The organism is Pseudomonas sp. SC3(2021) (assembly GCF_019856535.1).
GTDB lineage: Bacteria > Pseudomonadota > Gammaproteobacteria > Pseudomonadales > Pseudomonadaceae > Aquipseudomonas > Aquipseudomonas monsensis.
The window spans coordinates 5,119,989-5,145,946 of record NZ_CP082236.1; the positions used below are offsets into that span (position 1 = coordinate 5,119,989).

Below are 25,958 nucleotides of genomic sequence, written 5' to 3' on the forward strand. Positions count from 1 at the left end.
TCAGGCGCTGGCATCGACCATGCCGTGACGCACCGCCAACAATGTCAGTTCGACGTCGCTGCTGATCGAGAGCTTCTCGAAGATGCGGTAGCGGTAAGTGTTCACGGTTTTCGGCGACAAACACAATTTGTCGGAAATGATCTGCACCTTCTGACAGCCAACGATCATCAACGCGATCTGGATTTCGCGTTCGGACAGGGCGTCAAACGGCGAATCATTGGTGGGCTGGAAGGATTTGATCGCCAACTGTTGAGCGATCTGCGGGCTGATATAGCGCTGACCGGCAAAGACCAGACGAATCGCCTGGACCATTTCCGGCAACCCGGCGCCCTTGGTGAGATAACCGGCAGCACCTGCCTGCAGCAGCCGCGTCGGAAAAGGATCCTCTTCACACACGGTGACGGCCACCACTTTGATGTCGGGGTGACTGCGCAAGAGTTTGCGCGTGGCTTCCAGGCCACCGATGCCAGGCATCTTGACGTCCATCAGGACCACGTCAGGTTTCAACTCACGGGCCTTGATCAGGGATTCTTCACCTGATTCGGCCTGACCCACCACCTGCAAGCCATCGATATCGGCCAGCATGCGTGTAATGCCTGTACGAACGAGATCATGGTCGTCGACCACTAGCACCCTAATCAAGCAGACACCTCGCGATATGGTCTTATTGGGATGCGGGACACCTTAGCAAAAAGTGCCGGGCAGACCTAGCGGAAAGCCGTATTTAAAAAGTTTCATTTCATCTTTCAGGGCTTGCCAGCCAAGGGTTTCAGCGCACAGGTGTACTGATATCAAGCTGCATCCGCAAGAAACACTCGTCTTCACCCTGGACCCGTAGTCCTTTTCTTTCATACAAATATTTTGCCGGGTTGTTTTCGAACACCGTGAGGCGCATCGCCGGTCGTCTTTCCTTGCGGGCCATCCCGATAACCTGATCAATCGCCCAGGATCCCGCGCCCTGCCCCTGAAACGTTTCTGCAATTTGCAGTTCACGGATATACAGCGCTCGCGCATCACGACTCAGGCTGAAAAATCCCACCACCACATCAGCGCGCACGATCAGCCAGCTTTCGCGTCCCGACCAGGCCACATCGAACGCTTCGTCCAGCCACAACAAATCATGTTGAATGTAGTACCGCAGCATATTCTGACAGGTGAGATTGCGCGAAAACGCCAGATCATCAGGCGTGGCAATCCGTAACCGGTAGGTCATTGTGCCTCCGTCACAGCAATGACTTGCCCCTGCCAGGTCCCGCCCTCTTGCCGGGCAACGACCAACACGTCACCAGCACCCGGCGCAGCGACGATCAGCGAACCGTCGGCGGACCAGATCGCGCTACGCCCGGCTGACACCCATCCGCCAGTAGAACCACCGTGGTTAGCCATTAACACGACCATCGAATGTTGACGAGCGTATCCCTGCAGCAGAGCGGTATCGGGGGCATAGCCTTTTTCGCTGATCAACACGCCAGCCGCGTAAATATCGGCTCCCTGCTCAGCGGCGGCAGCGGCATGACTGGCGTAGCTGAAGTCGGCGCAGACCGCCAGTGCTAGGGTCTTACCGGCAACATCTAGGGTCGGCCCGCCTTGCCCCTCGGCATAGATCACCTCCTCTCCTGAATGCAAATGCTGTTTGGTGTACACACCCAGCGAACCGTCAGCCCCCAGTATCAAAGCACCTATCAACACGACGGGCTTCTCTGGCAATCGAACCGGCATGCCCACGACCGTCGTGACACTCAACTCACGAGCCAGATCGCGCAAGGGTTGCAATACCGGGTCTTGCGGATGGATGGCCAACGATGCGGCCACCGCACCTTCGTACCCGGTCAGGGACAATTCCGGAAACACCAGCAACTCGACACCCTGTGCCGCCGCGACCGTCATGAAGCGCTTGTGGCGGGCAATATTGGCGGCAAGATCGCCAGCAATCGAGATGCCCTGGGCAGCGGCGATAATCAGCGTCGACATGAATCTTCCTTGCTGGTTCAGATGAGTCATGGAGTGTGTCACAACTTTTGAGGCGCTCGATCAATAGGCATTGAACGGCCTACGCAATAGCATTTTCTGATTGCTCCGGCCCATTGGCCTCTAGTAAGCTCGGCGCAACCATCGGAGACAACCCATGTTCAACGCCCTCTCTCAGCTATGTACCGCCAGCGCCTTGCGCTCGGTTTCGGCTGCGCGGGCGACTGACATTTGCGCTCCGGTCAGCTTTTATTTTGGGTATTGGTTTAGCCACTGGCGCGCCTGATACCCACACGGCGCCCATAAAAACGGGTCGCCACCAGAGAATTCTCAACCCCCGGTCGGCCTCCCGACCGGGGGTTTTGTTTTTTCAGGCCCGAACCTTTTTCAGCGACACACCAGACACTTTGAGGAATTACCTAATGAACTACGCCACTTATTACCGTTACGACAGCTTTAGCGCCTGGCGATTTACCAGCTTCCGCTCGGGACAGCCTGCCGCCTCCGATCGGTCACCTACAGGTGGCAAGCACACACACGTAGCCAATACGACCAATTGTCGAACACCCCAGTAGGGCCGAGTGCGCGGGAAGAACCCGCCGCCTGCCCAGGAAGACCGAATATGAACTCGTCCGTTTCTGCTCTGCCACTGTCCACACTCGATTCCGCCAACGAAGCGCTGACACTGCGTCTGCCCAGCTCGTTGCAACTCAAACAGCAACTGCCTTTAAGCACCGTCCTGAGCCAGCAAGTCGCCGCTCAACGTCAGGCAGTTCGCGCGATCCTCAACGGCGAAGACCAGCGACTGCTGATCATCGTTGGCCCCTGCTCCATCCACGACCCACAGTCCGCCCTCGAATACGCCAGCAAACTCGCACGACTGGCTGACGACGTTCGTGACGACATGCTGCTGGTGATGCGTGCCTACGTCGAAAAACCACGCACCACGGTCGGCTGGAAAGGGCTGGCCTATGACCCGCACCTGGATGGCAGCGATGACATGGCCGCAGGGCTGACGCTTTCCCGCGAACTGATGCTGGAAATGATCAGGCTGGGATTGCCGGTGGCGACCGAACTGCTGCAACCCATGGCTGCCGGTTACTTCGATGACCTGCTCAGTTGGGTGGCCATTGGCGCCCGCACCACCGAATCGCAGATCCACCGCGAAATGGCCAGTGGTCTCGGTATGCCAGTGGGCTTCAAGAATGGCACCGATGGCGGCGCGGCCATCGCCGTCGATGCCATGCGCTCGGCAGCCCACCCACACCGGCATTTCGGTGTTGACAGCCAGGGCCATCCGGCGATTATTCAGACCCCGGGCAACCCTGATACCCATCTGGTGCTGCGTGGCGGCCACAAGGGCCCGAACCATGATCGCGAGAGCGTGGCCAAAATCCATGCCGATCTGGATCGACTGAAAATCCCGAGCCGAATCATGGTCGATTGCAGTCACGCCAACAGCGGCAAGGACCCATTGCGTCAACCCGCTGTTTTCAATGATGTACTCGAGCAACGCCTGCAGGGTGATCGTTCACTGATCGGCATGATGCTGGAGTCCCATCTGTTCGAAGGCTGCCAACCCCTGAGCACCTCACTACGCTATGGCGTATCGATCACTGACGGATGCCTCGGTTTCAACGCCACCGAACGCTTGCTACTGAATGCCGCGCAGCGTCTGGGCGCGCATTCCGCAGACTGACCAGAAGGCCTGCCCTCCGGCATCATTGAGAACCGGAGGGCTGACGCCGCTGCCCTCAAGCTTCTATCCGCACCTGTGTCACTGCAGATTCCTGACTGACCTCGTCCAGACGTTCCACGGTATAGGCAACCCGCACGGTTCCTCCGTGATGTTCGCGCCAGAAGCGATGGGGCACGATAAAGATCAGCGGCTTCCCTGCGGTTTCCAGAGTAATTTCCCGGTCATCCCGGTGATTGAAAAAGTCACCGTCACACTTCAGGTAGACCAACTCGCCTTCTTGCGTCTGTGGGTTGCCGATCACAACGGTCACCCCATCTATCGAGTTTTCCGTACTGAGCACGCCATCCTCGGCTTCCAGCACATCGGGAGCGTGCAGTTCGCCACGATGGAACGGAGTAATGCGAAGCGTGGTCGGCTCCGATTCGCGCACTGCCCCACCGACCTGCTCCACGCGGTAACTTACCGTCACCTCACCTCCAAGCTGCGCGGCGATGTGCTCGGGAGCGACCCAGAACGACAAGGGTTGCGCAACGGCGAAGGTTTCGATCTTCAAAGCATCGTTGAACGCCGCCGGCGACGTGTCGCCACACCATGTCAACGAGACCCGATCGCCTGAAGACATTCGGGCGTAAGGCTGAAACATGACGAGCACACCATCCCTCACCCGGGCCGGATCGAGCGTACCGCCGATGACACCTTCGACATGCGGCGCCAGCAGCTGCGGCTGTGCATCCCCCACTGACAGCTGCAACCGTGCAGACATTGCGGGTTCGGGCAGGTTCGCGCTGACCAGTGTCCAGTAAACCTCAAGCGAACCACCGTCCAGTGCAGCAATGTGCATACCCTTGATAACAAAGATCACGTCTTTGCCAACCTGGGATTCGCTGACGAAGCGAACCATTTCATGCTGATAGGCAAAGCCTTCGATATCCAGGCCGTCCCAGCTCAACAGCAATTGATCGCCACACGCCATGTTTGCATAGGGAGCGACCCTGACGATGACCTTGTTCAGGGAAGGATCCAGCGCTGCGCCTTCGAGGGCATCGAGCGTCGCCGCCGGCAACGGCACCTCGGACTGGCACATGCTGACGGGATGGCGCATCCGATAGCAAAACTCGATTTCGTGGGTGTTCATTCGTGGCTCCATTCCTTGGATAAGACGCCAGCTACATCAATGGCGTCGACGACAAATATTGAACGCCATTGTGGTGGTCTTAGCTGTCAGCAAAATGCGCCACAACCCTCGGGCAAAAGCCACGGACCAAGTAGGCCGGCAGGCAATAAATCCGCTTGATCCGTCAGAGGACGTCCACAACTTCCGATTCGGGCCTCACAAAAAACAGAAAACACCTACGTCATCTAGTCCAGATTCATCCGCGAACCTGGGTTTCTTCGTACTTCTCCAACCGTATGAGTGTTTTAGAGTGACCCACAGATTTTCCCGATGAACTTCTGTGATAAAGGTAAGAACATGCGACGGAATGCTACAACTCGCTATCCCATACTGTTGATACACGGCCTGTTCGGATTTGAACGCATTGGCCATTTCGAGCTCTTCCACGAGGTCAAGGAAGCACTTAAGACAACAGGCAACCGCGTGTTCATTCCGCATCTGTCGGCCACGCACAACAACGAGGTGCGGGGCGAACAACTCCTCAGGCAAATCGATCGTGTCCTCGCAGGCACCGGCGCTGCAAAAGTCAATCTCATCGGTCACAGCCAGGGCGCACTCACTGCCCGGTACGCTGCTGCGCACATGCCACACGTCGTCGGCTCGGTCACGTCGGTCAGCGGGCCGAACCACGGCTCGGAGCTGGCTGACTTCCTGCGCAAGGCGCTGGTACCGGATCAACTGCCGGATTCCGTGGCCCTGAATGTGGTCACACTGTTTTCCGAGTTTTTGACCCTTATGAGCGGCAGCACAACGCTGCCACAAAGCGCGCTCGCCGCGCTCAACGCCCTGACCACGGAGGGTGTCAGTCGCTTCAATGACAAATACCCGCAGGGCCTGCCACACACCTGGGGCGGGCATGGCGCGGAGTTGGTTGACGGTGTTCGCTATTATTCCTGGAGCGGCACCTTGCCCACGACCAAAGCCGCCATGCTCGACCCGGTACACGCCCTCTGCCGTGGATTGTCGGAATATTTCATTACCGAGGCCGGACAAAACGACGGATTCGTCGGCCGCTACAGCTCGCACCTGGGCACCGTGATCCGCTCCGACTATCCGCTGGATCATTTGAGCAGTCTGCGCCGGCCTGTTATCGGCGCATCCGCGCTGCCGGACCCGATCCTGCTGTACATCGAGCATGCCCTGCGCTTGCAAGCCGCAAATCTGTAAAAGCCAACAGCGATCACCGAACGGAACTTTGCCGAGAATTCGCCCACTGAATCCGGTAGGCTCCACACTTTACTGAATTAGATTGGAGAGTTTCCCCATGGCTAAAGCCACTGCCCGCCACATCCTGGTTGCCACCGAAGAAAAGTGCAACGAACTCAAGACCCAGATCGAAGCTGGCGCTGATTTCGCTGAAGTTGCCAAAAACAACTCCACCTGCCCTTCCAGCCGTCAGGGCGGCGACCTGGGTTCCTTCGGTCCTGGCCAGATGGTCAAGGAATTCGACACCGTGGTCTTCAGCGCACCGATCAACGTCGTGCAAGGCCCGGTCAAGACCCAGTTCGGCTTCCACCTGCTCGAAGTCACCAGCCGTCAGGACTGATCCGTCGCCTGATTGCTCTGCAACGGCCCGCCTTTTGGTGGGCCGTTGTGTTTCAGTTACATATACGGCTGGCGACTGACGCGCCTCTCGCGTACAAATTGCGCTTATCGTTTTCCCGGTTCCAAGGCTGACAATGCGACTGGTTTTTCCCACATTGATGCTCACCGCCCTCGCCCTATTGTCGGGCGCCGCCGGTGTGGACGCTGCACCGCAACACGCGTTGACCGTTTATGGCGAGCCGGCCAAATATCCTGCCGGTTTCAGTCACTTCGACTACACCAACCCGCAGGCGCCCAAGGGCGGCACGATGCGCCGCTCGGCGATCGAGATCGGTCACTTCGACCATGTATTGCCGTATATCGACAAAGGCATCGGCGTCACGCAAATCGACGGACTGCTGTACTCGCCGCTGGCTCAGCGCTCGATGGATGAACCCTATACCGTTTACGGGCTGGTGGCAGAAAAGATGGAGCGCTCGGAGGACGGACTCGCGCTGCGCTTTTTCATTAATCCCAAGGCTCGCTTCGCCGACGGCAAGCCGATCACCGCCGAAGACGTGCGCTACACCTATGAACTGCTGATGACCCAGGGCAGCCTGCGTTATCGCACGCAGTTCGCCGATGTCAAAGGCGTCGAAGTGGAAGCACCGCTGATCGTGCGCTTCGATTTCAAGAACAACGAAAACCGCACGCTGCCTCTGGATATCGCGACCCTGCCGGTGTTTCCCGAACACTGGTGGAAGAGCCGCGACTTTGCCGGCGGTGGCGGTTACGAACCGCCACTGGGCAGTGGCCCCTATCGCGTCGGCAAGGTCGACTCGGGGCGTAGCATTACCTTCGAACGCAATGCCGACTGGTGGGGCAAGGACCTGCCGGTCAGTCGCGGCCTCTATAACTTCGACCATTTCAGCATCGAGTACTTTGGCGACACCGACGTCGCCCGTCAGGTGCTGCGCGGCGGCGCGTATGACTACAACCGCGAGTTTTCCGCCACCGGTTATTCGATCGGCTACGACAGCCCCGCCCTGAGCGACGGGCGCCTGCAAAAGGCTCATCTGGCCACCGAAGCGCCGCAATCGGCCCAAGGGTTTGTGTTCAATCTGCAAAAACCGATGTTCAAGGATCGCCGTGTGCGCCAGGCACTGGCGATGCTGTGGGACTTCGAGTGGAGCAACCGGCAGATGATGCGCAACCTGTACATCCGCCAGCAAAGTTACTTTTCCAATACCGATCTGGCCGCTCGCGAGTTACCGGACGCCGCGGAGTTGAAGATTCTCGAACCGCTGCGCGGACAGATTCCCGACGAAGTCTTCACCACGGTCTTCGAGGCACCGAAGACCGACGGCAGTGGCCTGATCCGCGATAAACAACTGCAAGCCCTGGAACTGCTCGAGCAGGCCGGCTGGAAACCGGACGGCGATCAACTGGTGAATGCCGACGGCGAACCGCTCAGCTTCACGTTCCTGGTCAGCCAGAACGGCATGGACCGCCTGCTGCTGCCTTACAAACGCACACTGAAACAGATCGGCATCAACCTGGATATTCGCCGCATCGACTCTTCGCAATACGTCAATCGCCTGATGAGCCGGGACTACGACATGATCGTCACCGGCTATCCGGTGACCACCTCGCCGGGTGGCGAACTGCTCAACTACTTCGCCTCGGCGTCGGCCAACGACCCGGGGGCCAACAACTACATGGTGCTGAAAAACCCGGCGGTCGACACCTTGATCAACGGACTGATCCGCGCCTCCACGCAATCGGACATGCTGCACTATGCCCACGCCCTGGATCGGGTGCTGCAATGGAATTACTACTGGATTCCCAATTACTACCCGCCGGGCACTTCGACCGTGTGGTGGAACCGCTTTGGCATCCCTACGATTCAAGCCAGTAATGATGAAGCGATCGAGAGCTGGTGGGAAATCAGCCGCACGCCGCTGACCAACCAACAGATGACCGCCGAAAAAATCGGCCGTGGCAGACCCGGAGGGCCGCACTGATGTGGGGTTACATACTGCGGCGTCTGCTGCTGATCATTCCGACGCTGGTGATCATTCTGCTGGTCAATTTCGTCATCATCCAGGCCGCGCCCGGCGGTCCGGTGGAACAGGCGATCGCCCATCTGCAAGGCATCGGTGGTGGCGGCAACGTCGGCGGCGGTTCGGGCGAAACCATGAGCGGCACCTCGCGCGCGAGCCGGGGCCTGGACCCGCAATTGATCAAAGACATCGAAAAACAGTACGGCTTCGACAAGCCAGCCCATGAACGCCTGTGGCTGATGCTCAAGAATTACGCCCGACTGGATTTCGGCAAGAGCTTCTTTCGCGGTGCCACGGTGACGGACCTGATCCTGGAAAAAATGCCGGTCACCATTTCTCTCGGATTATGGGCGACGCTGATTACCTACCTGGTCTCGATCCCGCTGGGCATCCGCAAAGCCGTGCATCACGGCAGCCATTTCGATATCTGGAGCAGCACCGCGATCATCGTCGGCTACGCAATGCCGGCGTTCCTGTTTGCGATGTTCCTGATCGTGGTGTTTGCCGGCGGCACTTCGCTGAACTGGTTCCCGGTACGCGGCCTAGTCTCGGACAACTTCGAATCACTGTCGACCCTGGGCAAGATCGCCGATTACTTCTGGCACCTGGTGCTGCCGGTCACGGCGCTGGTGATCGGCGGTTTCGCCACCCTGACGATTCTGACGAAAAACTCGTTTCTCAATGAAATCACCCGCCAGTACGTGGTGACCGCACGGGCCAAGGGCTTGAGCGAACGTCGGGTGCTTTACGGCCACGTGTTCCGCAATGCGATGTTGCTGGTGGTGTCGGGCATTCCTCAGGCCTTTATCAGCGTGTTTTTCGCCGGCTCGTTGCTGATTGAAGTGATTTTCTCCCTCGATGGCCTCGGTCGCATGAGCTACGAAGCGGCCGTTTCGCGGGACTATCCAGTGGTGTTCGGCTCGCTGTTCATCTTCACCCTGTTCGGCCTGCTGATAAAACTGATCGGCGACTTGTGCTACACCCTTGTCGATCCGCGCATCGACTTCGCCGCGAGGAACGCCTGATGCTCAAGCTCTCGCCGTTGGGCCGTCGCCGTTTCGAGCGATTCAAGAAAAACCGCCGGGGCTGGTGGTCGTTATGGCTGTTCATCGGCCTGTTCCTGCTGACCCTCGGCGGTGAGCTGATCGCCAACGACAAGCCGCTGGTGGTCAGTTATCAGGGCCAGTGGTACTTCCCGGTATTCAAACGCCACACCGAACAGGAGTTCGGCGGGCAACTGCCGTTTCAGGCCGACTACCGCAGCGACTATGTGCAGAACCTGATTCGCAAGGACGGTGGCTGGTTGCTGTTCCCGCCGATTCCGTTCAGCGACGACACGCCGAACTATGACCTCAATAAACCGGCGCCGAGCCCGCCGACATCGGTCAACTGGCTGGGCACCGACGATCAGGCGCGGGATGTCCTCGCGCGGGTGATTTTCGGCGCCCGGGTGTCGATTCTCTTCGCGTTGATGCTGACCTTTGTCAGCGCCCTGATCGGCATCGCTGCCGGTGCCTTGCAAGGTTATTACGGCGGCTGGGTCGACCTGCTCGGGCAGCGCTTGCTTGAAGTCTGGTCGGGGTTACCGGTGCTATACCTGCTGATCATCCTCTCCGGGTTTGTCGAACCGAACTTCTGGTGGCTGCTGGGGATCATGGCGCTGTTTTCGTGGCTGGCACTGGTGGACGTGGTTCGTGCGGAGTTCCTGCGCGGGCGCAACCTGGAATACGTCAAGGCTGCGCGGGCGCTGGGCCTGACCGATCGCAAGGTGATCGTCCGGCACATCCTGCCCAACGCCATGAACGCGACGTTGAGTTACTTGCCGTTCATTCTGACCGGGGCGATTTCCACCCTCACCGCACTGGACTTTCTCGGCTTCGGCATGCCCGCCGGCAGCGCCTCGCTGGGCGAACTGATCGGTCAGGGCAAACAGAACCTGCAGGCACCGTGGCTCGGGCTGACAGCGTTCTTCACCCTGGCGCTGATCCTTTCTTTATTGGTGTTCATCGGCGAAGCGTTACGCGACGCGTTCGACCCTCGATCCTGAAGCGTGGCCATGACTGACAATCTGATTGAAATCCGTAACCTCAATGTCGCTTTCCATGGCCAGCGCGTGGTGCGCGACCTGTGCCTGGACATTCGCCCCGGTGAGTGTCTGGCGCTGGTTGGCGAGTCGGGTTCGGGCAAGTCGGTGACGGCCCACTCGATTCTGCAATTATTGGCAGACAGCGAAGCGCAAACCACTGGCAGCATTCGCTATCGCGGTCAGGAGCTGGTCAGTGCGGACCCCAAGGTCTTGCGTGAGCTGCGCGGCAACCGCATCGCGATGATCTTTCAGGAGCCGATGACCTCGCTCAACCCACTGCACACCATCGAAAAGCAGATCGGCGAAACCTTGCTGCTGCACCGCGGCCTCGGTGGAAAAGCGGCGCAACAGCGCATCCTCGAACTGCTCGAACTGGTCGGCATCCAGAAACCCAAAGAGCGGCTCAAGGCCTACCCGCACCAATTGTCCGGAGGACAACGACAGCGGGTCATGATCGCCATGGCCCTGGCTTGCGAACCGGAATTGCTGATTGCCGATGAGCCGACCACTGCCCTCGATGTCACCGTACAGCGCAAGATTCTGCTGCTGCTCAAGTCCCTGCAACAACGCCTCGGCATGTCGCTGCTGCTGATCAGTCACGATCTCAATCTGGTGCGCAGCATTGCCCAGCGTGTCTGTGTGATGAAGGCCGGAGAAATCGTCGAACAGGCGCCCTGTGAAACGCTGTTCAGCGAACCGAAGCATCCTTACAGCTGCGTGCTGCTCAACGCCGAACCCGAAGGTGAAGCCCTGCCCCGGGATGAGCGCGAGAATGTGCTGGAGGTCGATGATCTGCGGGTTGAGTTTGTCGTCGGTGGCGGTCTGTTTCAGCGCAAGCGATACCTGCGCGCCGTGGATGGCATCAGCCTGAATATCCAGCGCGGCAAGACCCTGGGTATCGTTGGCGAATCCGGTTCGGGCAAGTCGACGCTGGGACAGGCGATCCTGCGTCTGCTCGATTCCGAAGGCAGCATCCGCTTTCAGGGCGAAGCGCTCGACGGCCTCAATCAGAAACAGCTGCGTCCCTGGCGTCGGCAGATGCAGGTGGTGTTTCAGGATCCGTTCGGCAGCCTCAGTCCGCGCATGTCGGTGGCGCAGATCATCAGCGAAGGCCTGGAAGTACACTGCGAATCGAACGCCGAGGAGTGCGATGAGCAAGTGATTCGCGTGCTCAAGGAGGTCGGCCTCGACCCCGCCAGTCGTCATCGTTACCCCCACGAGTTTTCCGGCGGCCAGCGTCAACGCATTGCAATCGCACGGGCACTGGTGCTCAAACCGGCGCTGATTCTGCTTGATGAGCCGACTTCGGCGCTGGATCGCACGGTGCAGAAACAAGTGGTTGCCCTGCTGCGTCAGCTTCAGGAAAAGCACGGCCTGACCTACCTGTTCATCAGCCACGACCTGGCGGTGGTGCGGGCACTGGCCCACGACATGATCGTGATCAAGGACGGCAAGGTGGTCGAGCGCGGCGCCAGTCACGATGTGTTCGATTCGCCACAGCATCCTTACACCAAGGAGCTGTTGGCGGCGGCGCATCCGGGGTAGGCATAATCGGCGCTCGTCTTCAAACCGGGTCGCGGCCTTCGCGAGCAAGCCTGCTCGCGAAAAGACCAGCACACACCACCCAGAATCTGGATCAAACCACCCATGAACACCACCGAAAGCCTCAAGGACTACCAACGGGTTCGCACCCTGGCAATCCGCTCGCTGTTCGAGATCATCGAGCAGTCGAGCGAAGGCACGGTGATTGTCGATCGCGACGCCAACATTGTCTGGATGAACGAGCGCTACGCGCGCCGCTTCGGGCTCGAGTCGGCCGCAGGTGCAATTGGCAAACCCTGCGAAAGCGTGATTCCCGGCAGTCTGTTGCGTGAGGTGGTGCGTACCGGGCGGCCGATTCTGCTAGACATGCAAGACACCCCGAAAGAGCCGCTGGTGGTGATGCGCCTGCCGATCCAAGACGATGTCGGCACGGTAATCGGCGCGATCGGTTTTGCCCTGTTCGATGAACTGCGCACGCTGTCGCCGATGCTCAAACGCTACTTGAGCATGCAGGAGGAGCTGGCTTCGACCCGCTCGCTGCTGCGCGCGCGGCAGACCAAATACAACTTCGCACATTTCATCGGCACCAGCGCCGCCAGCCTCGAAGTCAAACGCCGCGCCCGCCGCAGTGCCAGCACCGAGTCGCCGGTGTTGCTGCTGGGCGAAACCGGCACCGGCAAGGAATTGCTGGCGCAGGCGATTCACAGTGCTTCGCCGCGAGCGCACAAAGCCTTTGTCAGCATCAACAGCGCGGCGATTCCCGAAACATTGCTGGAGGCCGAGTTCTTCGGCACGGCTCCGGGCGCCTTCACTGGCGCTGACCGCAAGGGCCGCACCGGCAAGTTGCAGATCGCCCAGGGCGGCACGTTGTTTCTCGACGAGATCGGCGACATGCCATTGCCGCTGCAAAGCAAATTGCTGCGGGTGCTGCAGGAAAAGGAATTCGAGCCGGTGGGCTCCAACGAGGTCATCCAGAGTGACGTGCGGGTGATCGCCGCGACCTCGACCGACCTGCAAACGGCGATCAAGCGCGGTGAATTCCGCGCTGACTTGTACTACCGGCTCAATGTGCTGCCGATCATCGTGCCGCCGTTGCGCGAACGCCTCGACGATCTGCCGGCACTCAGCGAAGCGATCCTCGAAGAGCTGCGCAGTCAGCATGAACTGAGTCGCACGGCGCTGGATCTGCTGAGCCAGCATGCGTGGCCGGGGAACATCCGAGAGTTGCGGAATGTGCTGGAGCGGGCGGCACTGCTCAGTGATGACCTGATCCTCAGCGAAGCAGACATTCGCGGCTCCATAGGCACATTTACCCCGGTTGAACGCCCCGCGGCGCCCGCGCTGGAGCCCTTGGCCGACGAGACATTCGCCCAGGCGCGCCAGCGGTTTGACCGGCAACTGATCGAGTCCGCCCTGGCGCAGTGTTCGGGTAACGTGCCAGAGGCGGCAGCTCGTCTGGGGCTGGGGCGGTCGACGCTGTACAAGAAAATGCTGGCATTGGGCATCGCCCAGTCTCAATAAAGAGACTTTAATCTCCATTAATAGAGATGAGCAGAAGCTTCGCGAGCAGGCTCACTCCCACAGTGGAATACCTTGCAAATGTAGGCGCGGACTTGCTCGCGAAGGCGTCATCACTTCCAGCATGAATCTCAAAAAAGAGACAAACCTGCGATTTTTTGCAAATTAAAATCCATAAAACCCTTAAATTTCAACGACTTGTGCATGTGGCACAAATCTCGCTAACACCTCTCCCACACCGGTTTCACCCACAAAAATAACAATTCTGGAGAGACACACCATGAGTGTGATCATTGCCTTGGCCGCCCTCGCGCTGCTGATGCTAGCCGCCTACCGTGGCTACAGCGTTATCCTGTTTGCTCCGATCGCCGCCCTCGGCGCTGTCCTGCTCACCGACCCGTCTGCCGTCGCCCCTGCATTCACCGGGGTGTTCATGGAGAAAATGGTCGGGTTCATCAAACTCTACTTCCCGGTCTTCCTGCTCGGTGCCGTGTTCGGCAAGCTGATCGAACTGTCGGGCTTTTCGCGCTCGATTGTCGCCGCGGCGATTCGTCTGCTGGGCACCCGCCAGGCCATGCTGGTGATCGTGCTGGTCTGCGCCCTGCTCACCTACGGCGGTGTGTCGCTGTTCGTGGTGGTGTTTGCGGTGTATCCGTTTGCCGCCGAGATGTTCCGCCAGAGCAACATTCCCAAACGGCTGATTCCGGCGACCATCGCCCTCGGTGCGTTTTCGTTCACCATGGACGCCCTGCCCGGCACCCCGCAGATCCAGAACATCATCCCCAGCACCTTCTTCAACACCACCGCGTGGGCGGCGCCGTGGCTGGGCGTGATTGGCACGATTTTCGTGTTCTGCGCCGGCATGCTGTTCCTCCAGCGTCAGCGCAACAAGGCCCAGCGCGCCGGCGAAGGCTATGGCACCGAGCTGCGCAATGAGCCAGAAACTGCCGAAGACCTCAAACTGCCGAACCCGTGGATCGCGCTGTCGCCGCTGCTGGCGGTGGGCATCATGAACCTGTTGTTCACTCAGTGGATTCCCCAGTGGTACGGCAAGACCCACAGCCTCGCGCTGCCGGGCATGGCCACGCCAGTGACCACCGAAATCGCCAAACTGACGGCGATCTGGGCGGTACAGGCGGCGTTGCTGGTCGGCATCCTCATGGTGCTGGCGTTCGGCTTCAAAGCCATTCGCAGCAAACTGGCCGAGGGCAGTAAAAGCGCGGTCAGCGGTGCGCTGCTGGCAGCGATGAACACCGCTTCCGAATACGGTTTTGGCGCGGTGATCGCCTCGCTGCCGGGGTTTCTGGTGCTGGCCGACTGGCTCAAGCAAATCCCCAATCCGCTGGTCAACGAGGCGATCACCGTCACGCTGCTGGCGGGCATCACCGGTTCGGCGTCGGGTGGGATGAGCATTGCCCTGGCGGCGATGTCCGAGCAATTCATCGCCGCGGCCCATGCGGCGAATATTCCGCTGGAAGTGCTGCACCGCGTGGCCGCCATGGCCAGTGGCGGCATGGACACGCTGCCGCACAACGGTGCCGTCATCACCCTGCTGGCGGTGACCAGCCTGACTCACCGCGAAGCCTATAAAGACATTTTCTGTATTACGCTGATCAAGACCCTGGCGGTTTTCGTAGTGATCGGTACTTTCTACGCCACTGGCATTGTGTGAGGTATTCATGACGACTCTTTCCGGCAAGACCGCACTGGTAACCGGTTCCACCAGCGGCATTGGCCTGGGCATCGCGCTGAGCCTGGCCAAAGCCGGCGCCAATCTGATTCTCAACGGTTTCGGTGATGCATCGACGGTGATCGCCGAAGTCGGCCAGTTTGGCACCAAGGTCGGCCATCACCCCGCTGACGTCAGTGACCCGGCACAGATTGCCGACATGATCGCCTATGCCGAACGCGAATTCGGTGGCGTCGACATTCTGGTCAATAACGCCGGAATCCAGCATGTGGCGGCGGTCGAGGAGTTTCCGGTGGAACGCTGGGATTCGATCATTGCGATCAACCTGTCTTCGGTGTTCCACAGCACCCGCCTGAGCCTGCCGGGCATGCGTGCCAAAGGATGGGGGCGGATCATCAATATTGCCTCCGTGCACGGTCAGGTCGGTTCGACCGGCAAGGCGGCTTACGTCGCCGCCAAGCACGGGGTGATCGGCCTGACCAAAGTGGTCGGCCTGGAAACCGCGACCAGCAACGTCACCTGTAACGCGATCTGCCCGGGCTGGGTGTTGACGCCGCTGGTGCAGAAGCAGATCGACGACCGTGCGGCCAAAGGTGTCGATCCGCAGCAGGCGCAGCATGATTTGCTGGCCGAGAAGCAACCGTCGCTGGAGTTCGTCACGCCGCAGCATCTGGGCGAGCTGGTGTTGTTTTTGTGCAGTGAGGCCGGTAGCCAGGTGCGCGGGGCGGCGTGGAATATTGATGGTGGGTGGTTGGCGCAATAACCTCCACAGAACGATGTGGCCAGGGCGCTTGCTTCCTGGCCACAGGTTACCCACGGTCACAACTGCGTGTATGAACCCGATAAAAAGAGGCAAACAATGTCCGACATCCTCTGGCAAGCCGATGCCAAGCGTATCGCCGAGTCCCGCATGGATAGATTCCGGCGGGCACTGAATCAGCGTCATCACCTGCACCTCGACGACTACCTTGCCCTGCACCAGTGGAGCATCGAGCAGCGTGCCGACTTCTGGCAGGCCATCGTCGACTTCTTCGATATTCGTTTCCACACCCAGCCTGATGCGGTTTTACGTGAAGGCCGGCAAATGCCCAGCGCCGAATGGTTTCCCGGTGCCACCCTGAACTTCGCCGAACACCTGCTGCGCCGCCGCGACGATGCCGTCGCCGTGGTGGCCGTGGCAGAGCACGGCCAGCGCGAACAACTGACCTGGGCGCAACTGGCCGAGCATGTCAGTGGTTTTCAGGCCAGCCTGCAGGCGGCCGGCGTCGGCCTCGGTGATCGGGTTGCGGCGTGCATGCCCAATACCTGGCAAACCCTCGTGGCGATGCTGGCGACCACCAGCCTCGGTGCGATCTGGTCATGTTCTTCGCCAGACTTCGGCACCCACGGGGTGATCGACCGGTTCGGCCAGATCGAACCGAAGGTGCTGATCACCTGCGGCGGTTATCGTTACGCCGGCAAGACGATCGAGCAGACCGGCAAGCTCAATGAGATTCTCCTGCAACTGCCCTCGCTCAAGCAGTTGATCATCGTGCCCTACGCGCACCCGCACGCACGCATCGAGGATTACCGGACCCGCGCCGAGGTCAGCCTGTGGGATGACTTTTACGAGCCCGGTGGCGAACCGGATTTTATTCCGGTGCCTTTCAACCATCCGCTCTACGTGCTGTATTCCAGTGGCACCACCGGTGTCCCGAAATGCATCGTGCACAGCACCGGCGGCGTACTGTTGCAGCACGTCAAGGAACACGGCCTGCATTGCGATCTCGGGCCCGGCGACCGGTTGTTCTACTACACCACGTGCGGCTGGATGATGTGGAACTGGCTGGTGTCGGCGCTGGCCGTCGGCAGCGCGGTGGTGCTGTATGACGGATCGCCGTTCCACCCCGCCCCCGAGCGCTTGCTGGATTTGATCGACGACGAGCGCATCAGCGTGTTCGGCACCAGCCCGAAATACCTCGCTACCCTGGAGAGCAGCGGCGTCAAACCGCGCGCCAGTCATGATCTGGGCAGCCTGAAAACCCTGCTCTGCACCGGTTCGGCGCTGTCGCCGCACAGCTACGACTTCGTGTATCGAGACTTCAAGGCCGACGTGTGCCTGGCCTCGATGTCCGGCGGTACGGACATCGTCTCGTGCTTCGTCAACGGCAATCCGTTGTCAGCCGTGCGCCGCGGCGAAATCATGGGCAAGAGCCTGGGCATGGCGGTCGAAGTCTGGAATGACGCCGGCCAGCCCGTGATTGGCGAGAAAGGTGAGCTGGTCTGTACCCGGCATTTCCCGGCAATGCCGATTGGTCTGTGGAATGACCCGGACGGAACAAAATTGCGAAAATCCTATTTCAGCCTGTTTCCCGGCGTTTGGGCCCAGGGCGATTACGCCGAAGAGCTGCCGCACGGCGCGATGATGATCCATGGCCGCTCGGACGCTGTACTCAACCCCGGCGGTGTGCGCATTGGCACGGCGGAGATTTATCGCCAGGTGGAGAAAGTCCCGCAAGTGCTCGACAGCGTCGCCGTCGGTCAGCAATGGCAGGATGACGTACGGGTGGTGCTGTTTGTGCGCTTGCACGACGCGGTTGAACTGGATGAAGCCCTGCAAGCGCAGATCCGCCAGGTGATCCGCGCCAACACCACGCCTCGGCATGTGCCGGCGAAAATCCTCAGCGTGACCGACATTCCGCGCACCATCAGCGGCAAAGTGGTGGAGCTGGCTGTGCGCAATGTGATCCACGGCGAGACGGTCAAGAACACCGACGCCCTGGCCAATCCCGAAGCGCTGGAGCAGTTTCGCAATCGCGCTGAACTCGAGACTTGAACCCAGAGGCTGAACCGTTCAGTCCATCAGGCCCCACTCCCCCGTCGTGGGTGGGGCCGGTGTGACATCGCCCTGCAACTTCAAGCGCAGGCGCAGATTGTTCACCGAATCGGCATGTTTGAGTGCCTCCTCCTCACTGATCGCACCCTCCACCACCAGGCCGTGCAACGCCCCGTCGAACGTCTGCATGCCCAGTTCGGTGGACTTTTCCATGATGCCTTTGAGCTCACCCAATTCATTACGCCGGATCAGGTCCCCGATGGTCGGCGTGCCCAGCATCACTTCCACGGCTGCCCGCCGCTGCCCCTCGAGCGTGCGCACCAGGCGCTGGGAAACAAAGGCTTTAAGGTTGTTGCCCAGTGCATGCAGCAACTGTGGCCGACGCTCCTCGGCAAACAGGTTGATGATCCGGTCGAGCGCCTGATTGGCGTTGTTGGCGTGCAGCGTCGATAAAACCAGATGACCGGTTTCGGCGAACGCCAGCGCGTGCTCCATGGTCTCGCGGTCGCGGATTTCGCCGATCAGCACCACATCGGGTGCCTGGCGCAGAGTGTTTTTCAAAGCCGCGTGAAAGCTGCGGGTGTCGACACCGACTTCACGCTGGTTGATGATCGACAGCCGATGCCGGTGGATGTACTCGATTGGGTCTTCAATCGTGATGATGTGGCCACTGCTATGGCGATTGCGATGATCGATCAGCGCCGCCAGCGAAGTCGATTTGCCCGAATCGGTGGCGCCGACAAACAGAATCAGGCCTTGTTTGAGCATCACGGTTTCCAGCAGCACGCGGGGCAACTTGAGGTCTTCAAAGCGCGGAATGTCCAGTTTGACGTTGCGGATCACGATCGACACGTCATTGCGTTGCTTGAACAGATTGACCCGAAAGCGGCCGATGCCGGTGCGCGAGATGGCCAGGTTCATTTCCAGATCCCGGTCGAACTCCCGGCGCTGTTCGGCGTCCATCAGGGAATTGGCGATGACCGCGACTTCACCCGGCTTGAACGGCTGCTCGGCCAACGGCGTCAATACGCCTTGAAAGCGCGCGCTGGGTGGCGCTCCGGTCGACAGGAACAGGTCCGAGCCATGCTGGCTGGCCAAGCGTGTTAACAGTGCATCGATTTCCATGGTCAAATTCACCGACGAAGCATTCAATATTCAGACATGGCCCGCTGTCGTGACGCAGCGGTGCATTGAGCGTCTACCCTCTCGAAGGATAGTAGACGCCGCCTTACCGAATGACGCCCAGGACTAACGCAATGAACGCTGTACCCGGCAACGACGATGCGCAGGCGCTGATCACCCGCACTGACTGGAGCAACAGTGCACTGGGCGACGCTGGTCAATGGCCGCAGAGCCTGCGCACCGCGGTGGACATCGTGCTGCACTCGCCAATGCCGATGTTGCTGCTGTGGGGGCCGCAGCTCACCCAGATCTATAACAACGGCTTCGCCATGCTGGCCGGCAGCAAGCATCCGCACGCTTTCGGACAACCGGCGCACCTGATATGGCCAGAACTTCGCGACTTTACCGACCCGATTTACCGCGCCGTCCTGCAAGGTCAGGTGCGGACCTACAGCGAACGACGCTTTACCCTGCAACGTGACGGCAAGGATTCCGACTTCTGGCTGGATTTGACCTACAGCCCGATTCGCGACGAAACCGCGCAAGTGGCGGGGATCCTGGTCACGGCCATCGAAACCAATGAGCGCCGACGCATCGCGCTGGAACTGCAACAGCGCTCCGAAGACAGCCTCAAGGCGCAACAGCAAACCGAAGAGCGCCTGCAACTGGCCCTGGCAGCCACCGATGCCGTCGGCACCTGGGATTGGGATATCGGCGAAGACCGCTTCATCGCCGACGCTCATTTCGCGCAGTTGCACGGGGTCGATCCGGCGCAGGCGAGCCAGTTGCCGATCAGCGACTATTTGCAGGGTGTGCACCCGGAAGACCGCGCCCTGATCGCGCGCAGCATCAAGCACTGCATCACCCACGGCACCGAGTACGCCGAGGAATATCGTCTGCTGCAAGGCGATGGCGACATACGCTGGGTGTTTGCCCGTGGCCGCTGCTACAAGGATCACCATGGCCGGCCGGTGCGCTTTCTCGGCGCGGCGCTGGACCTGACCGAGCGCAAACACACCGAACAGGCGCTGCGCCAGAGCCAGACCGAACTGCAGCTGATCATCAACGCCATGCCGATCCTCATCAGCTACGTCGACCATGAGGAGCGTTTCCGCCTCAACAACGCCGCCTATCTCGACTGGTACGGCCTGACTCCACAGGAGCTCTACGGGCGCACCATCCGCGAAGTGATCGGCGAAGAAGCCTATTTTCTGCGCGCGCCGTATATCGCCGAAGCGCTGGCGGGCAGGCCTTGTTCATTCAGCCTGTACACCCCTCACCGCGATGGCAGCATCCGTCACGCGTTGATGAATTACCTGCCGCGACACGGGGCCGACGGTGCGGTCAACGGTTTCTACATCTTTGTGATCGACGAAACCGAACGCAAGAAAACCGAAGAAGCGCTGCGCAACCTCAACGAAACCCTCGAAGAGCGCGTCAGCGCCCGTACCGAACAACTGGCCCAGGCCAACCAGCGCCTGCAGAACGAGATGTTCGAGCGCGAGCGGGCCGAAGATGCCTTGCGCCATGCGCAGAAGATGGAAGCGGTCGGCCAGCTCACCGGCGGCATCGCCCACGACTTCAACAACATGCTCACTGGCATCATCGGCAGCCTCGATCTGATGCAGCGCTATATTGCCGACGGCCGCGCCAACGAGATCGGCCGGTTTACCGAAGCGGCCGTGTCCTCGGCCAATCGGGCGGCGGCGCTGACCCATCGTCTGCTGGCGTTTTCGCGGCGCCAGTCGCTGGACCGCAAACAACTGAACGTCAACGAACTGATCCATTCGCTGGAAGACCTGATCCGCCGCACCAAAGGTGATCAGATCGAGCTCAAACTGCAGCTGGCCGACGACCTGTGGCCGGTGAGCACCGATGTGAGCCAGTTGGAAAATGCCCTGCTCAATCTGGTGATCAATGCGCGTGATGCCATGCCCGAGGGCGGCGAACTGCTGATCGAAACAGTCAACGTCTACCTCGACGGCAGCGACATCACCACGCTGGAACCGGTGAAGGCCGGCGATTACCTGATGCTGGCGGTCAGCGATAACGGGACCGGCATGACGCCCTCCGTGCGGTCCAAGGCGTTCGACCCGTTTTTTACCACCAAACCCATCGGTCAAGGCACCGGGTTGGGCCTGTCGATGATTTATGGCTTCGCCCAGCAGTCGGGCGGCCATGTCAGTCTCGACAGCCTGCCCGGACAGGGCACCTGTGTGCGGCTGTATTTGCCGCGTCTGTATGCACTGGAGCCGGAACACCCGCCAGCCAACCCGGTCGAGCCGCCCGCCCACCTGCCGAGCGGAGAAGCCGTGGTCGTCGTCGAAGACGATCCCGCCGTGCGCATGCTGGTGCTCGATCTGCTCAAGGAACTGGGTTATCGCGCATTCGAAGCCGAGGACGCGAAATCCGCGCTGCCCCTGCTGGAATCGGACCTGCGGGTGGACCTGCTGGTGACGGATGTCGGCCTGCCCGGCATGAACGGCCGTCAGTTGGCGGAAGTCGCCCGCCAGCATCGTCCGGGCCTGAAAGTGTTGTTCATGACCGGTTACGCGCAGAAAGCCGCCGAACGCCAGGGTTTTCTCGAGGACGGCATGGACATGGTCGCCAAACCGTTTGCCATTGAGCTGCTGGCGAGCAAGATCCGCACGATGATCAGTCAAACCCGGTGACTTGAGGCATAATCCGCGCCCCGCCGTCACCCCGTTATCAGGTATCGCACGATGAAAGCCCAAGCCCGCCACATTCTGGTGAAAACCGCCGAAGAGGCCGAACAGCTCAAACAACGCATCGCCAAGGGCGAAGCGTTCGATGTGCTGGCCAAGAAATTTTCGACCTGCCCGTCCGGCAAGCGCGGTGGCGATCTGGGAGAAGTCCGTCCGGGACAGATGGTTGGCGCGATTGACGCGGTGATCTTCAAAAAGCCGTTGCGTACCGTGCACGGGCCGATCAAGAGCAAGTTCGGCTATCACTTGGTGCAGGTGTTCTACCGCGATTGACGGGTTGGCTTCAGGGCCCTTTCGCGAGCGGGCTCGCTCCCACATTGAGAATGCAATCCCCTGTGGGAGCGAGCCTGCTCGCGAACCGATTGCGCCGCAAGCGGCCATTCAAATCTATTTCGGGATCAGTGCTCCTGGCACCTGAATCACCCGACTTGCCAGCAGATGCCCGGCCTCGGCAGCCTCCGCCGGACTCCCGCCCTGCAATCGACTGGCCAGATACGCCGCACTGAACGAATCCCCGGCCGCCGTGGTGTCGACGACTTTCTCGACGGTCTGCGCCGGCACCTCGAACGCTTCGCCATCACAGCGAATCAGGCACGCGTCGGCACCGCGCTTGAGCACCACTTCCGGCGTTTCGAACTGCGCGTAAGCCGCGAACACTGCATCGCAGTCGGCAAATCCGAACAGCGCCTGCTCGTCATCCACTGTCAGCAACGCCAGATCAACATAGGGCAACACGCTGCGATACGCCGAACGCGCCTCTTCGACTGAGGCCCACAAACGCGGCCGGTAGTTGTTGTCGAACACGATGCGTGCATCCCGCTGGCGGGCCTCGATCAGCGTCTGGATCAGCTTTTCCCGGCCCAGCGCACCAAGCACAGCGAGGGTGATACCGCTGAAATACAACACGTCGTAATCGGCCAGCGCCGCCAGAATCGGCTCGGCCGCCGGGGTGGTGAAACAGTCGCGGACGGCCGCTTCGTTGCGCCAGTAAAGAAAGCGGCGTTCGCCGTTGGCGTCGGTCTGGATGCAGTAGAGGCCCGGCAGACGCCCGGGCAGACGTTGCACCAGGTCGAGGCCAATGCCTTCGCTGCTCCAGATTTCACACATCGCGTCGCTGAAGCTGTCATCGCCCAGCGCGGTGACGTAATCGACTTGCGCTTTATCGCCAAGGGCGCGGGACAGGTAAACCGCCGTGTTAAGCGTGTCGCCGCCGAAGCTTTGCTGCAGGCTGCCGTCGGCGCGCTGTTGCAGTTCGATCATGCATTCGCCGATCAGAGCGATGCGCGGGAGGTTCGGGCCCAGAGGGCTGAGGGTGGTCATCGGGTGTGTCTCTGCTGATTCGGTGGTGTTTGATCCGGCCTCATCGCTGGCAAGCCAGCGCCCACATGATCTTCACAGTCCATGAGATCCCTGCGGGAGCTGGCTTGCCTGCGATTGGCCGCAACTCGGTCTCAAGCCCTAGAAGCAAGTCTCCATGCTCTCAACCACCGCCAACTGCTCATCCACCAGCAACCCCACCCGCCACTTGTCGAACGTCAGGCACGGGTGCGAGGTACCAAAGGAAATAATGTCCCCCACCCGCAGCTCAACCCCCGGCGCCACACTCATGAACGCGTGTTGGTCCATTACTGCCGTGACCTTGCACGCGCCCACGTCGTCGCCCACCGCCGGCACAATGCCGGCCTTGTAACGCAGCAACGGCACCGGCAAACCGGCATCGAACGCCACGTCGCGCTTGCCCAGGGCAATCACTGCGAACCCCGGCTCCGGCAACGACTGCACATGCGCCCAGACCTCCAGCGCCGGACGCAAACCCTCGTGCAAGTCACTGCGACGGTCGAGCACGCAGCACTGCGCCTCTTTGTAGATGCCGTGGTCATGGGCCACGTAACTGCCCGGACGCAGCACGCTGAGAAAGCGTCCGCTTGCGTTCTGCGCTTCGAACGATTCGGCGATCAGGTCGTACCAGGCCGAACCCGATGCGGTGATGACCGGCTTGGGAATGGCGAATGCGCCGCTGTCCTGCAGTTGCACCGCCAGGCGCACCAGCGACGCGGCGAATTGGCGAATGCCGCTGACCGCGTGGTCGCCGTGAATCACGCCTTCGTAACCTTCGATGCCGGTCAGGGCCAGCGCCGGTTGGGCGTTAATCGCCTTGGCCAGCGCGATAACTTGCGCCTCACTGCGGCAACCGCAACGACCGCCGACCACGCCGTACTCGATCATCACGTTCAGCTTCACCCCGCGCGAGGCGAAGTAGGCGCCGAGATCGGCGACGTTGTCCGGGTGATCGACCATGCAGTAGAAATCGAACGTCGGATCGGCCAGCAGATCGGCGATCAGCGCCATGTTCGGCGTACCGACCAACTGGTTGGCCATCAACACCCGACGTACGCCGTGGGCATAAGCCGCGCGGGTCTGGGTCGCACTGGCCAGGGTGATGCCCCAGGCACCCGCGTCAAGCTGACGTTTGAACAGCGCTGGAGTCATGCTGGTCTTGCCGTGGGGCGCCAGCTGCGCCCCGCTGTCGCTGACGAATGTCTGCATCCAGCGAATGTTGTGCTCCAGCGCCCCGCGGTGCAGCACCAGGGCCGGCAGGCTGACGTCACGCACCAGATACGCGCCGATCGCGGCATCGCCCTTTTCCACAGCAGAATTGATGGCAGTCGTCATGGTCGAACTCCTCACTGTCGCGGCCGCAGGCAGCCGCGCTTATTCGTTGATTCGTCGGGCGAGGCTGTTGGCGCTCTCGATCAACACCCGGCGATAGTCGTTGTAATTGTTCTTCGCATCGGCCCGAGGGGCGACGATGCACAGGGTGCAAATGGCCACGCCGTTGGCGTCTTTGACCGGGGCGGCGAAGCAATGGGTAAAGGTGTCGGCGACGCTGTCGAACGAGAAGAAGCCATCGAGGCCGGCCTGACGGATTTCCGCCAGAAAACGTTCCAGCGGCAGACGCTCGCCGTCGGGCAGGATGAAATCGTCTTCGTCGATCAGGTCGATGATCTGTTGGTCGCTCAAATGGGCGAGCAGCAGGCGCCCGGACGCGGTCCACGGGATCGGCGCGTTTTCACCGATATCGGAAGAAATGCGGAAATGCCGCTCGCCCTCCTTCATCAGCGCCACCGTGTATTTGCGCCCGTTAAGCAAGCACATCTGCGCGGTTTCCCGGGTCTGGCTGACGATCTCCTGCAAGGCGTGATCGGCCTCGCGGCTGAGGTCGAAATGACGCAGATGCGCCTGCCCGAGAAAATACAACTGCCGGCCGAGATAAACGTGACCGTCCTTGCCCACCGGCTCCAGAATCCGTCGCTCCAGCAGTGACGCCACCAGTTCGTAGACCGTGGATTTCGGGCTGCCGATGCCGTTGGCGATGTCGTTCGGACGCAGCGGCTGGCCGATTTCCTTGAGGAAATCGAGGATATCGAACGCCCGGTCCAGACCACGGGCCCGGCGTTTGATGGTGTCTTCGGTCATGTCTTCAATTCCCAATGAAAGTGCCGGGAGTTTACCGAGAGTGCGCTGTCGACGGTTAGATCGCTTTCGCGAGCAGGCTCGCTCCTACACGACAACGCATTCCAACTGTAGGAGTGAGCCTGCTCGCGATAGGGTCACCTCGGTTCAGGCCTTCTTCTTGTAAGCGATACAGTCGATCTCGACCTTGCAATCGACCATCATGCTCGCCTGCACACAGGCTCGCGCCGGGGCGTGCTCAGGTTTGAAGTACTCGCCGAAGACCTTGTTGAAACTGCTGAAATCCCGTGGATCGTCCAGCCACACGCCGGCACGCACCACGTCTTCGAGGCCATAACCGGCCTCTTCGAGAATCGCGATCAGGTTCTTCATGGTCTGGTGGGTCTGCTCGACGATGCCACCAACGATGATCTCGCCATCCACCGCCGGCACCTGGCCGGACACATGCAGCCAGCCATCCGCCTCAACAGCGCGAGCGAAGGGACGTGGCTGACCGCCGGCGGCGGTGCTGCCGGTGCCGTAACGCGTAATGCTCATGGGTATTTCTCCTGATTACA

The 25,958-nt window shown here is 60.5% G+C and carries 22 protein-coding genes; 13 read left to right on the forward strand and 9 right to left on the reverse strand.

Going from position 1 to position 25,958, the window contains the following annotated elements:
* The 3 genes from uvrY to K5Y35_RS22860 form a co-directional block, all read right to left on the reverse strand.
* Positions 1-642, reverse strand: coding sequence for a UvrY/SirA/GacA family response regulator transcription factor (gene uvrY, locus K5Y35_RS22850; RefSeq protein WP_024012761.1), 642 nt, complete (start codon positions 640-642; stop codon positions 1-3).
* A 127-nt stretch (positions 643-769) separates the two neighbouring features.
* The gene (locus K5Y35_RS22855) at positions 770-1,213 is read right to left on the reverse strand and encodes a GNAT family N-acetyltransferase (RefSeq protein ID WP_128613942.1); all 444 of its coding nucleotides are present in this window, start codon (positions 1,211-1,213) and stop codon (positions 770-772) included.
* Positions 1,210-1,971 carry a carbon-nitrogen hydrolase family protein gene (locus tag K5Y35_RS22860; protein WP_222833027.1) on the reverse strand — a complete coding sequence of 254 codons (762 nt, stop codon included), beginning with the start codon at positions 1,969-1,971 and terminating at the stop codon, positions 1,210-1,212. The genes K5Y35_RS22855 and K5Y35_RS22860 overlap by 4 nt, the downstream gene beginning before the upstream one ends.
* Positions 1,972-2,590: 619 nt before the next feature.
* Here K5Y35_RS22860 and K5Y35_RS22865 point away from each other — a divergent pair.
* Positions 2,591-3,667 (forward strand): 3-deoxy-7-phosphoheptulonate synthase, encoded by a 1,077-nt coding sequence (locus K5Y35_RS22865; protein WP_222833028.1) that lies wholly within the window; start codon positions 2,591-2,593, stop codon positions 3,665-3,667.
* Positions 3,668-3,722: 55 nt separating this feature from the next.
* Here K5Y35_RS22865 and K5Y35_RS22870 read toward each other — a convergent pair whose 3' ends face one another.
* Positions 3,723-4,802, reverse strand: a complete 1,080-nt coding sequence (locus K5Y35_RS22870) for a hypothetical protein (protein ID WP_222833029.1) — start codon at positions 4,800-4,802, stop codon at positions 3,723-3,725.
* A 336-nt stretch (positions 4,803-5,138) separates the two neighbouring features.
* On the opposite strand from K5Y35_RS22870, the gene K5Y35_RS22875 reads away from it, so the two are divergent.
* From K5Y35_RS22875 to K5Y35_RS22920, 10 genes are all read left to right on the forward strand, one after another.
* Positions 5,139-6,008: a lipase family alpha/beta hydrolase gene (locus tag K5Y35_RS22875; RefSeq protein WP_186745873.1), complete on the forward strand. Its 870-nt coding sequence runs from the start codon at positions 5,139-5,141 to the stop codon at positions 6,006-6,008.
* Between the two features lie 97 nt (positions 6,009-6,105).
* The gene (locus K5Y35_RS22880; RefSeq protein ID WP_222833030.1) at positions 6,106-6,387 is read left to right on the forward strand and encodes a peptidylprolyl isomerase; all 282 of its coding nucleotides are present in this window, start codon (positions 6,106-6,108) and stop codon (positions 6,385-6,387) included.
* A 133-nt stretch (positions 6,388-6,520) separates the two neighbouring features.
* On the forward strand, positions 6,521-8,389 hold the full coding sequence (locus K5Y35_RS22885) for an extracellular solute-binding protein (protein WP_222833031.1): 1,869 nt from the start codon (positions 6,521-6,523) through the stop codon (positions 8,387-8,389).
* Complete coding sequence (locus tag K5Y35_RS22890; protein ID WP_222833032.1) at positions 8,389-9,453, forward strand: microcin C ABC transporter permease YejB; 1,065 nt, start codon at positions 8,389-8,391, stop codon at positions 9,451-9,453. Before K5Y35_RS22885 ends, K5Y35_RS22890 begins: the two co-directional genes overlap by 1 nt.
* Entirely contained in the window at positions 9,453-10,475 is a 1,023-nt protein-coding gene (locus tag K5Y35_RS22895; RefSeq protein ID WP_123468257.1) for an ABC transporter permease, read from the forward strand. The genes K5Y35_RS22890 and K5Y35_RS22895 overlap by 1 nt, the downstream gene beginning before the upstream one ends.
* Positions 10,476-10,484: 9 nt before the next feature.
* Positions 10,485-12,059, forward strand: a complete 1,575-nt coding sequence (locus K5Y35_RS22900; protein ID WP_222833033.1) for an ABC transporter ATP-binding protein — start codon at positions 10,485-10,487, stop codon at positions 12,057-12,059.
* A 102-nt stretch (positions 12,060-12,161) separates the two neighbouring features.
* Positions 12,162-13,577: a sigma-54 interaction domain-containing protein gene (locus K5Y35_RS22905; RefSeq protein WP_222833034.1), complete on the forward strand. Its 1,416-nt coding sequence runs from the start codon at positions 12,162-12,164 to the stop codon at positions 13,575-13,577.
* Between the two features lie 277 nt (positions 13,578-13,854).
* A complete protein-coding gene (locus K5Y35_RS22910; protein WP_222833035.1) occupies positions 13,855-15,246 on the forward strand; it encodes a GntP family permease in 1,392 nt (463 codons plus the stop codon).
* A 7-nt stretch (positions 15,247-15,253) separates the two neighbouring features.
* Positions 15,254-16,027 (forward strand): 3-hydroxybutyrate dehydrogenase, encoded by a 774-nt coding sequence (gene hbdH, locus K5Y35_RS22915; RefSeq protein ID WP_222833036.1) that lies wholly within the window; start codon positions 15,254-15,256, stop codon positions 16,025-16,027.
* A 96-nt stretch (positions 16,028-16,123) separates the two neighbouring features.
* Positions 16,124-18,079 carry an acetoacetate--CoA ligase gene (locus K5Y35_RS22920; RefSeq protein ID WP_222833037.1) on the forward strand — a complete coding sequence of 652 codons (1,956 nt, stop codon included), beginning with the start codon at positions 16,124-16,126 and terminating at the stop codon, positions 18,077-18,079.
* An 18-nt stretch (positions 18,080-18,097) separates the two neighbouring features.
* Here K5Y35_RS22920 and K5Y35_RS22925 read toward each other — a convergent pair whose 3' ends face one another.
* The gene (locus tag K5Y35_RS22925) at positions 18,098-19,204 is read right to left on the reverse strand and encodes a PilT/PilU family type 4a pilus ATPase (protein WP_128614074.1); all 1,107 of its coding nucleotides are present in this window, start codon (positions 19,202-19,204) and stop codon (positions 18,098-18,100) included.
* Positions 19,205-19,335: 131 nt separating this feature from the next.
* Between K5Y35_RS22925 and K5Y35_RS22930 the strand changes: the two genes are divergently transcribed.
* Positions 19,336-21,873 carry a PAS domain-containing sensor histidine kinase gene (locus tag K5Y35_RS22930; RefSeq protein WP_222833038.1) on the forward strand — a complete coding sequence of 846 codons (2,538 nt, stop codon included), beginning with the start codon at positions 19,336-19,338 and terminating at the stop codon, positions 21,871-21,873.
* A gap of 51 nt (positions 21,874-21,924) precedes the next feature.
* On the forward strand, positions 21,925-22,200 hold the full coding sequence (locus K5Y35_RS22935; protein WP_007912322.1) for a peptidylprolyl isomerase: 276 nt from the start codon (positions 21,925-21,927) through the stop codon (positions 22,198-22,200).
* A gap of 114 nt (positions 22,201-22,314) precedes the next feature.
* On the opposite strand, the gene K5Y35_RS22940 is transcribed toward K5Y35_RS22935, so the two are convergent.
* The 4 genes from K5Y35_RS22940 to K5Y35_RS22955 all read right to left on the reverse strand — a co-directional run bounded on the left by K5Y35_RS22940 (position 22,315) and on the right by K5Y35_RS22955 (position 25,938).
* Entirely contained in the window at positions 22,315-23,247 is a 933-nt protein-coding gene (locus K5Y35_RS22940) for a sugar kinase (RefSeq protein ID WP_222833039.1), read from the reverse strand.
* Positions 23,248-23,385: 138 nt separating this feature from the next.
* Positions 23,386-24,600: an amino acid deaminase gene (locus K5Y35_RS22945; RefSeq protein ID WP_222833040.1), complete on the reverse strand. Its 1,215-nt coding sequence runs from the start codon at positions 24,598-24,600 to the stop codon at positions 23,386-23,388.
* Between the two features lie 39 nt (positions 24,601-24,639).
* Entirely contained in the window at positions 24,640-25,404 is a 765-nt protein-coding gene (locus tag K5Y35_RS22950) for an IclR family transcriptional regulator (protein ID WP_123468235.1), read from the reverse strand.
* Positions 25,405-25,548: 144 nt separating this feature from the next.
* Positions 25,549-25,938: a RidA family protein gene (locus K5Y35_RS22955; protein ID WP_007912330.1), complete on the reverse strand. Its 390-nt coding sequence runs from the start codon at positions 25,936-25,938 to the stop codon at positions 25,549-25,551.
* Positions 25,939-25,958 lie beyond the last annotated feature (20 nt).

Coding starts and splice junctions, on each gene's coding strand:
- K5Y35_RS22855 (WP_128613942.1), bottom strand. CDS start 1,213: ATGACCTACCGGTTACGGATTGCCACGCCTGATGATCTGGCGTTTTCG.
- K5Y35_RS22860 (WP_222833027.1), bottom strand. CDS start 1,971: ATGTCGACGCTGATTATCGCCGCTGCCCAGGGCATCTCGATTGCTGGC.
- K5Y35_RS22865 (WP_222833028.1), top strand. CDS start 2,591: ATGAACTCGTCCGTTTCTGCTCTGCCACTGTCCACACTCGATTCCGCC.
- K5Y35_RS22870 (WP_222833029.1), bottom strand. CDS start 4,802: ATGAACACCCACGAAATCGAGTTTTGCTATCGGATGCGCCATCCCGTC.
- K5Y35_RS22875 (WP_186745873.1), top strand. CDS start 5,139: ATGCGACGGAATGCTACAACTCGCTATCCCATACTGTTGATACACGGC.
- K5Y35_RS22880 (WP_222833030.1), top strand. CDS start 6,106: ATGGCTAAAGCCACTGCCCGCCACATCCTGGTTGCCACCGAAGAAAAG.
- K5Y35_RS22885 (WP_222833031.1), top strand. CDS start 6,521: ATGCGACTGGTTTTTCCCACATTGATGCTCACCGCCCTCGCCCTATTG.
- K5Y35_RS22890 (WP_222833032.1), top strand. CDS start 8,389: ATGTGGGGTTACATACTGCGGCGTCTGCTGCTGATCATTCCGACGCTG.
- K5Y35_RS22895 (WP_123468257.1), top strand. CDS start 9,453: ATGCTCAAGCTCTCGCCGTTGGGCCGTCGCCGTTTCGAGCGATTCAAG.
- K5Y35_RS22900 (WP_222833033.1), top strand. CDS start 10,485: ATGACTGACAATCTGATTGAAATCCGTAACCTCAATGTCGCTTTCCAT.
- K5Y35_RS22905 (WP_222833034.1), top strand. CDS start 12,162: ATGAACACCACCGAAAGCCTCAAGGACTACCAACGGGTTCGCACCCTG.
- K5Y35_RS22910 (WP_222833035.1), top strand. CDS start 13,855: ATGAGTGTGATCATTGCCTTGGCCGCCCTCGCGCTGCTGATGCTAGCC.
- hbdH (WP_222833036.1), top strand. CDS start 15,254: ATGACGACTCTTTCCGGCAAGACCGCACTGGTAACCGGTTCCACCAGC.
- K5Y35_RS22920 (WP_222833037.1), top strand. CDS start 16,124: ATGTCCGACATCCTCTGGCAAGCCGATGCCAAGCGTATCGCCGAGTCC.
- K5Y35_RS22925 (WP_128614074.1), bottom strand. CDS start 19,204: ATGGAAATCGATGCACTGTTAACACGCTTGGCCAGCCAGCATGGCTCG.
- K5Y35_RS22930 (WP_222833038.1), top strand. CDS start 19,336: ATGAACGCTGTACCCGGCAACGACGATGCGCAGGCGCTGATCACCCGC.
- K5Y35_RS22935 (WP_007912322.1), top strand. CDS start 21,925: ATGAAAGCCCAAGCCCGCCACATTCTGGTGAAAACCGCCGAAGAGGCC.
- K5Y35_RS22940 (WP_222833039.1), bottom strand. CDS start 23,247: ATGACCACCCTCAGCCCTCTGGGCCCGAACCTCCCGCGCATCGCTCTG.
- K5Y35_RS22945 (WP_222833040.1), bottom strand. CDS start 24,600: ATGACGACTGCCATCAATTCTGCTGTGGAAAAGGGCGATGCCGCGATC.
- K5Y35_RS22950 (WP_123468235.1), bottom strand. CDS start 25,404: ATGACCGAAGACACCATCAAACGCCGGGCCCGTGGTCTGGACCGGGCG.
- K5Y35_RS22955 (WP_007912330.1), bottom strand. CDS start 25,938: ATGAGCATTACGCGTTACGGCACCGGCAGCACCGCCGCCGGCGGTCAG.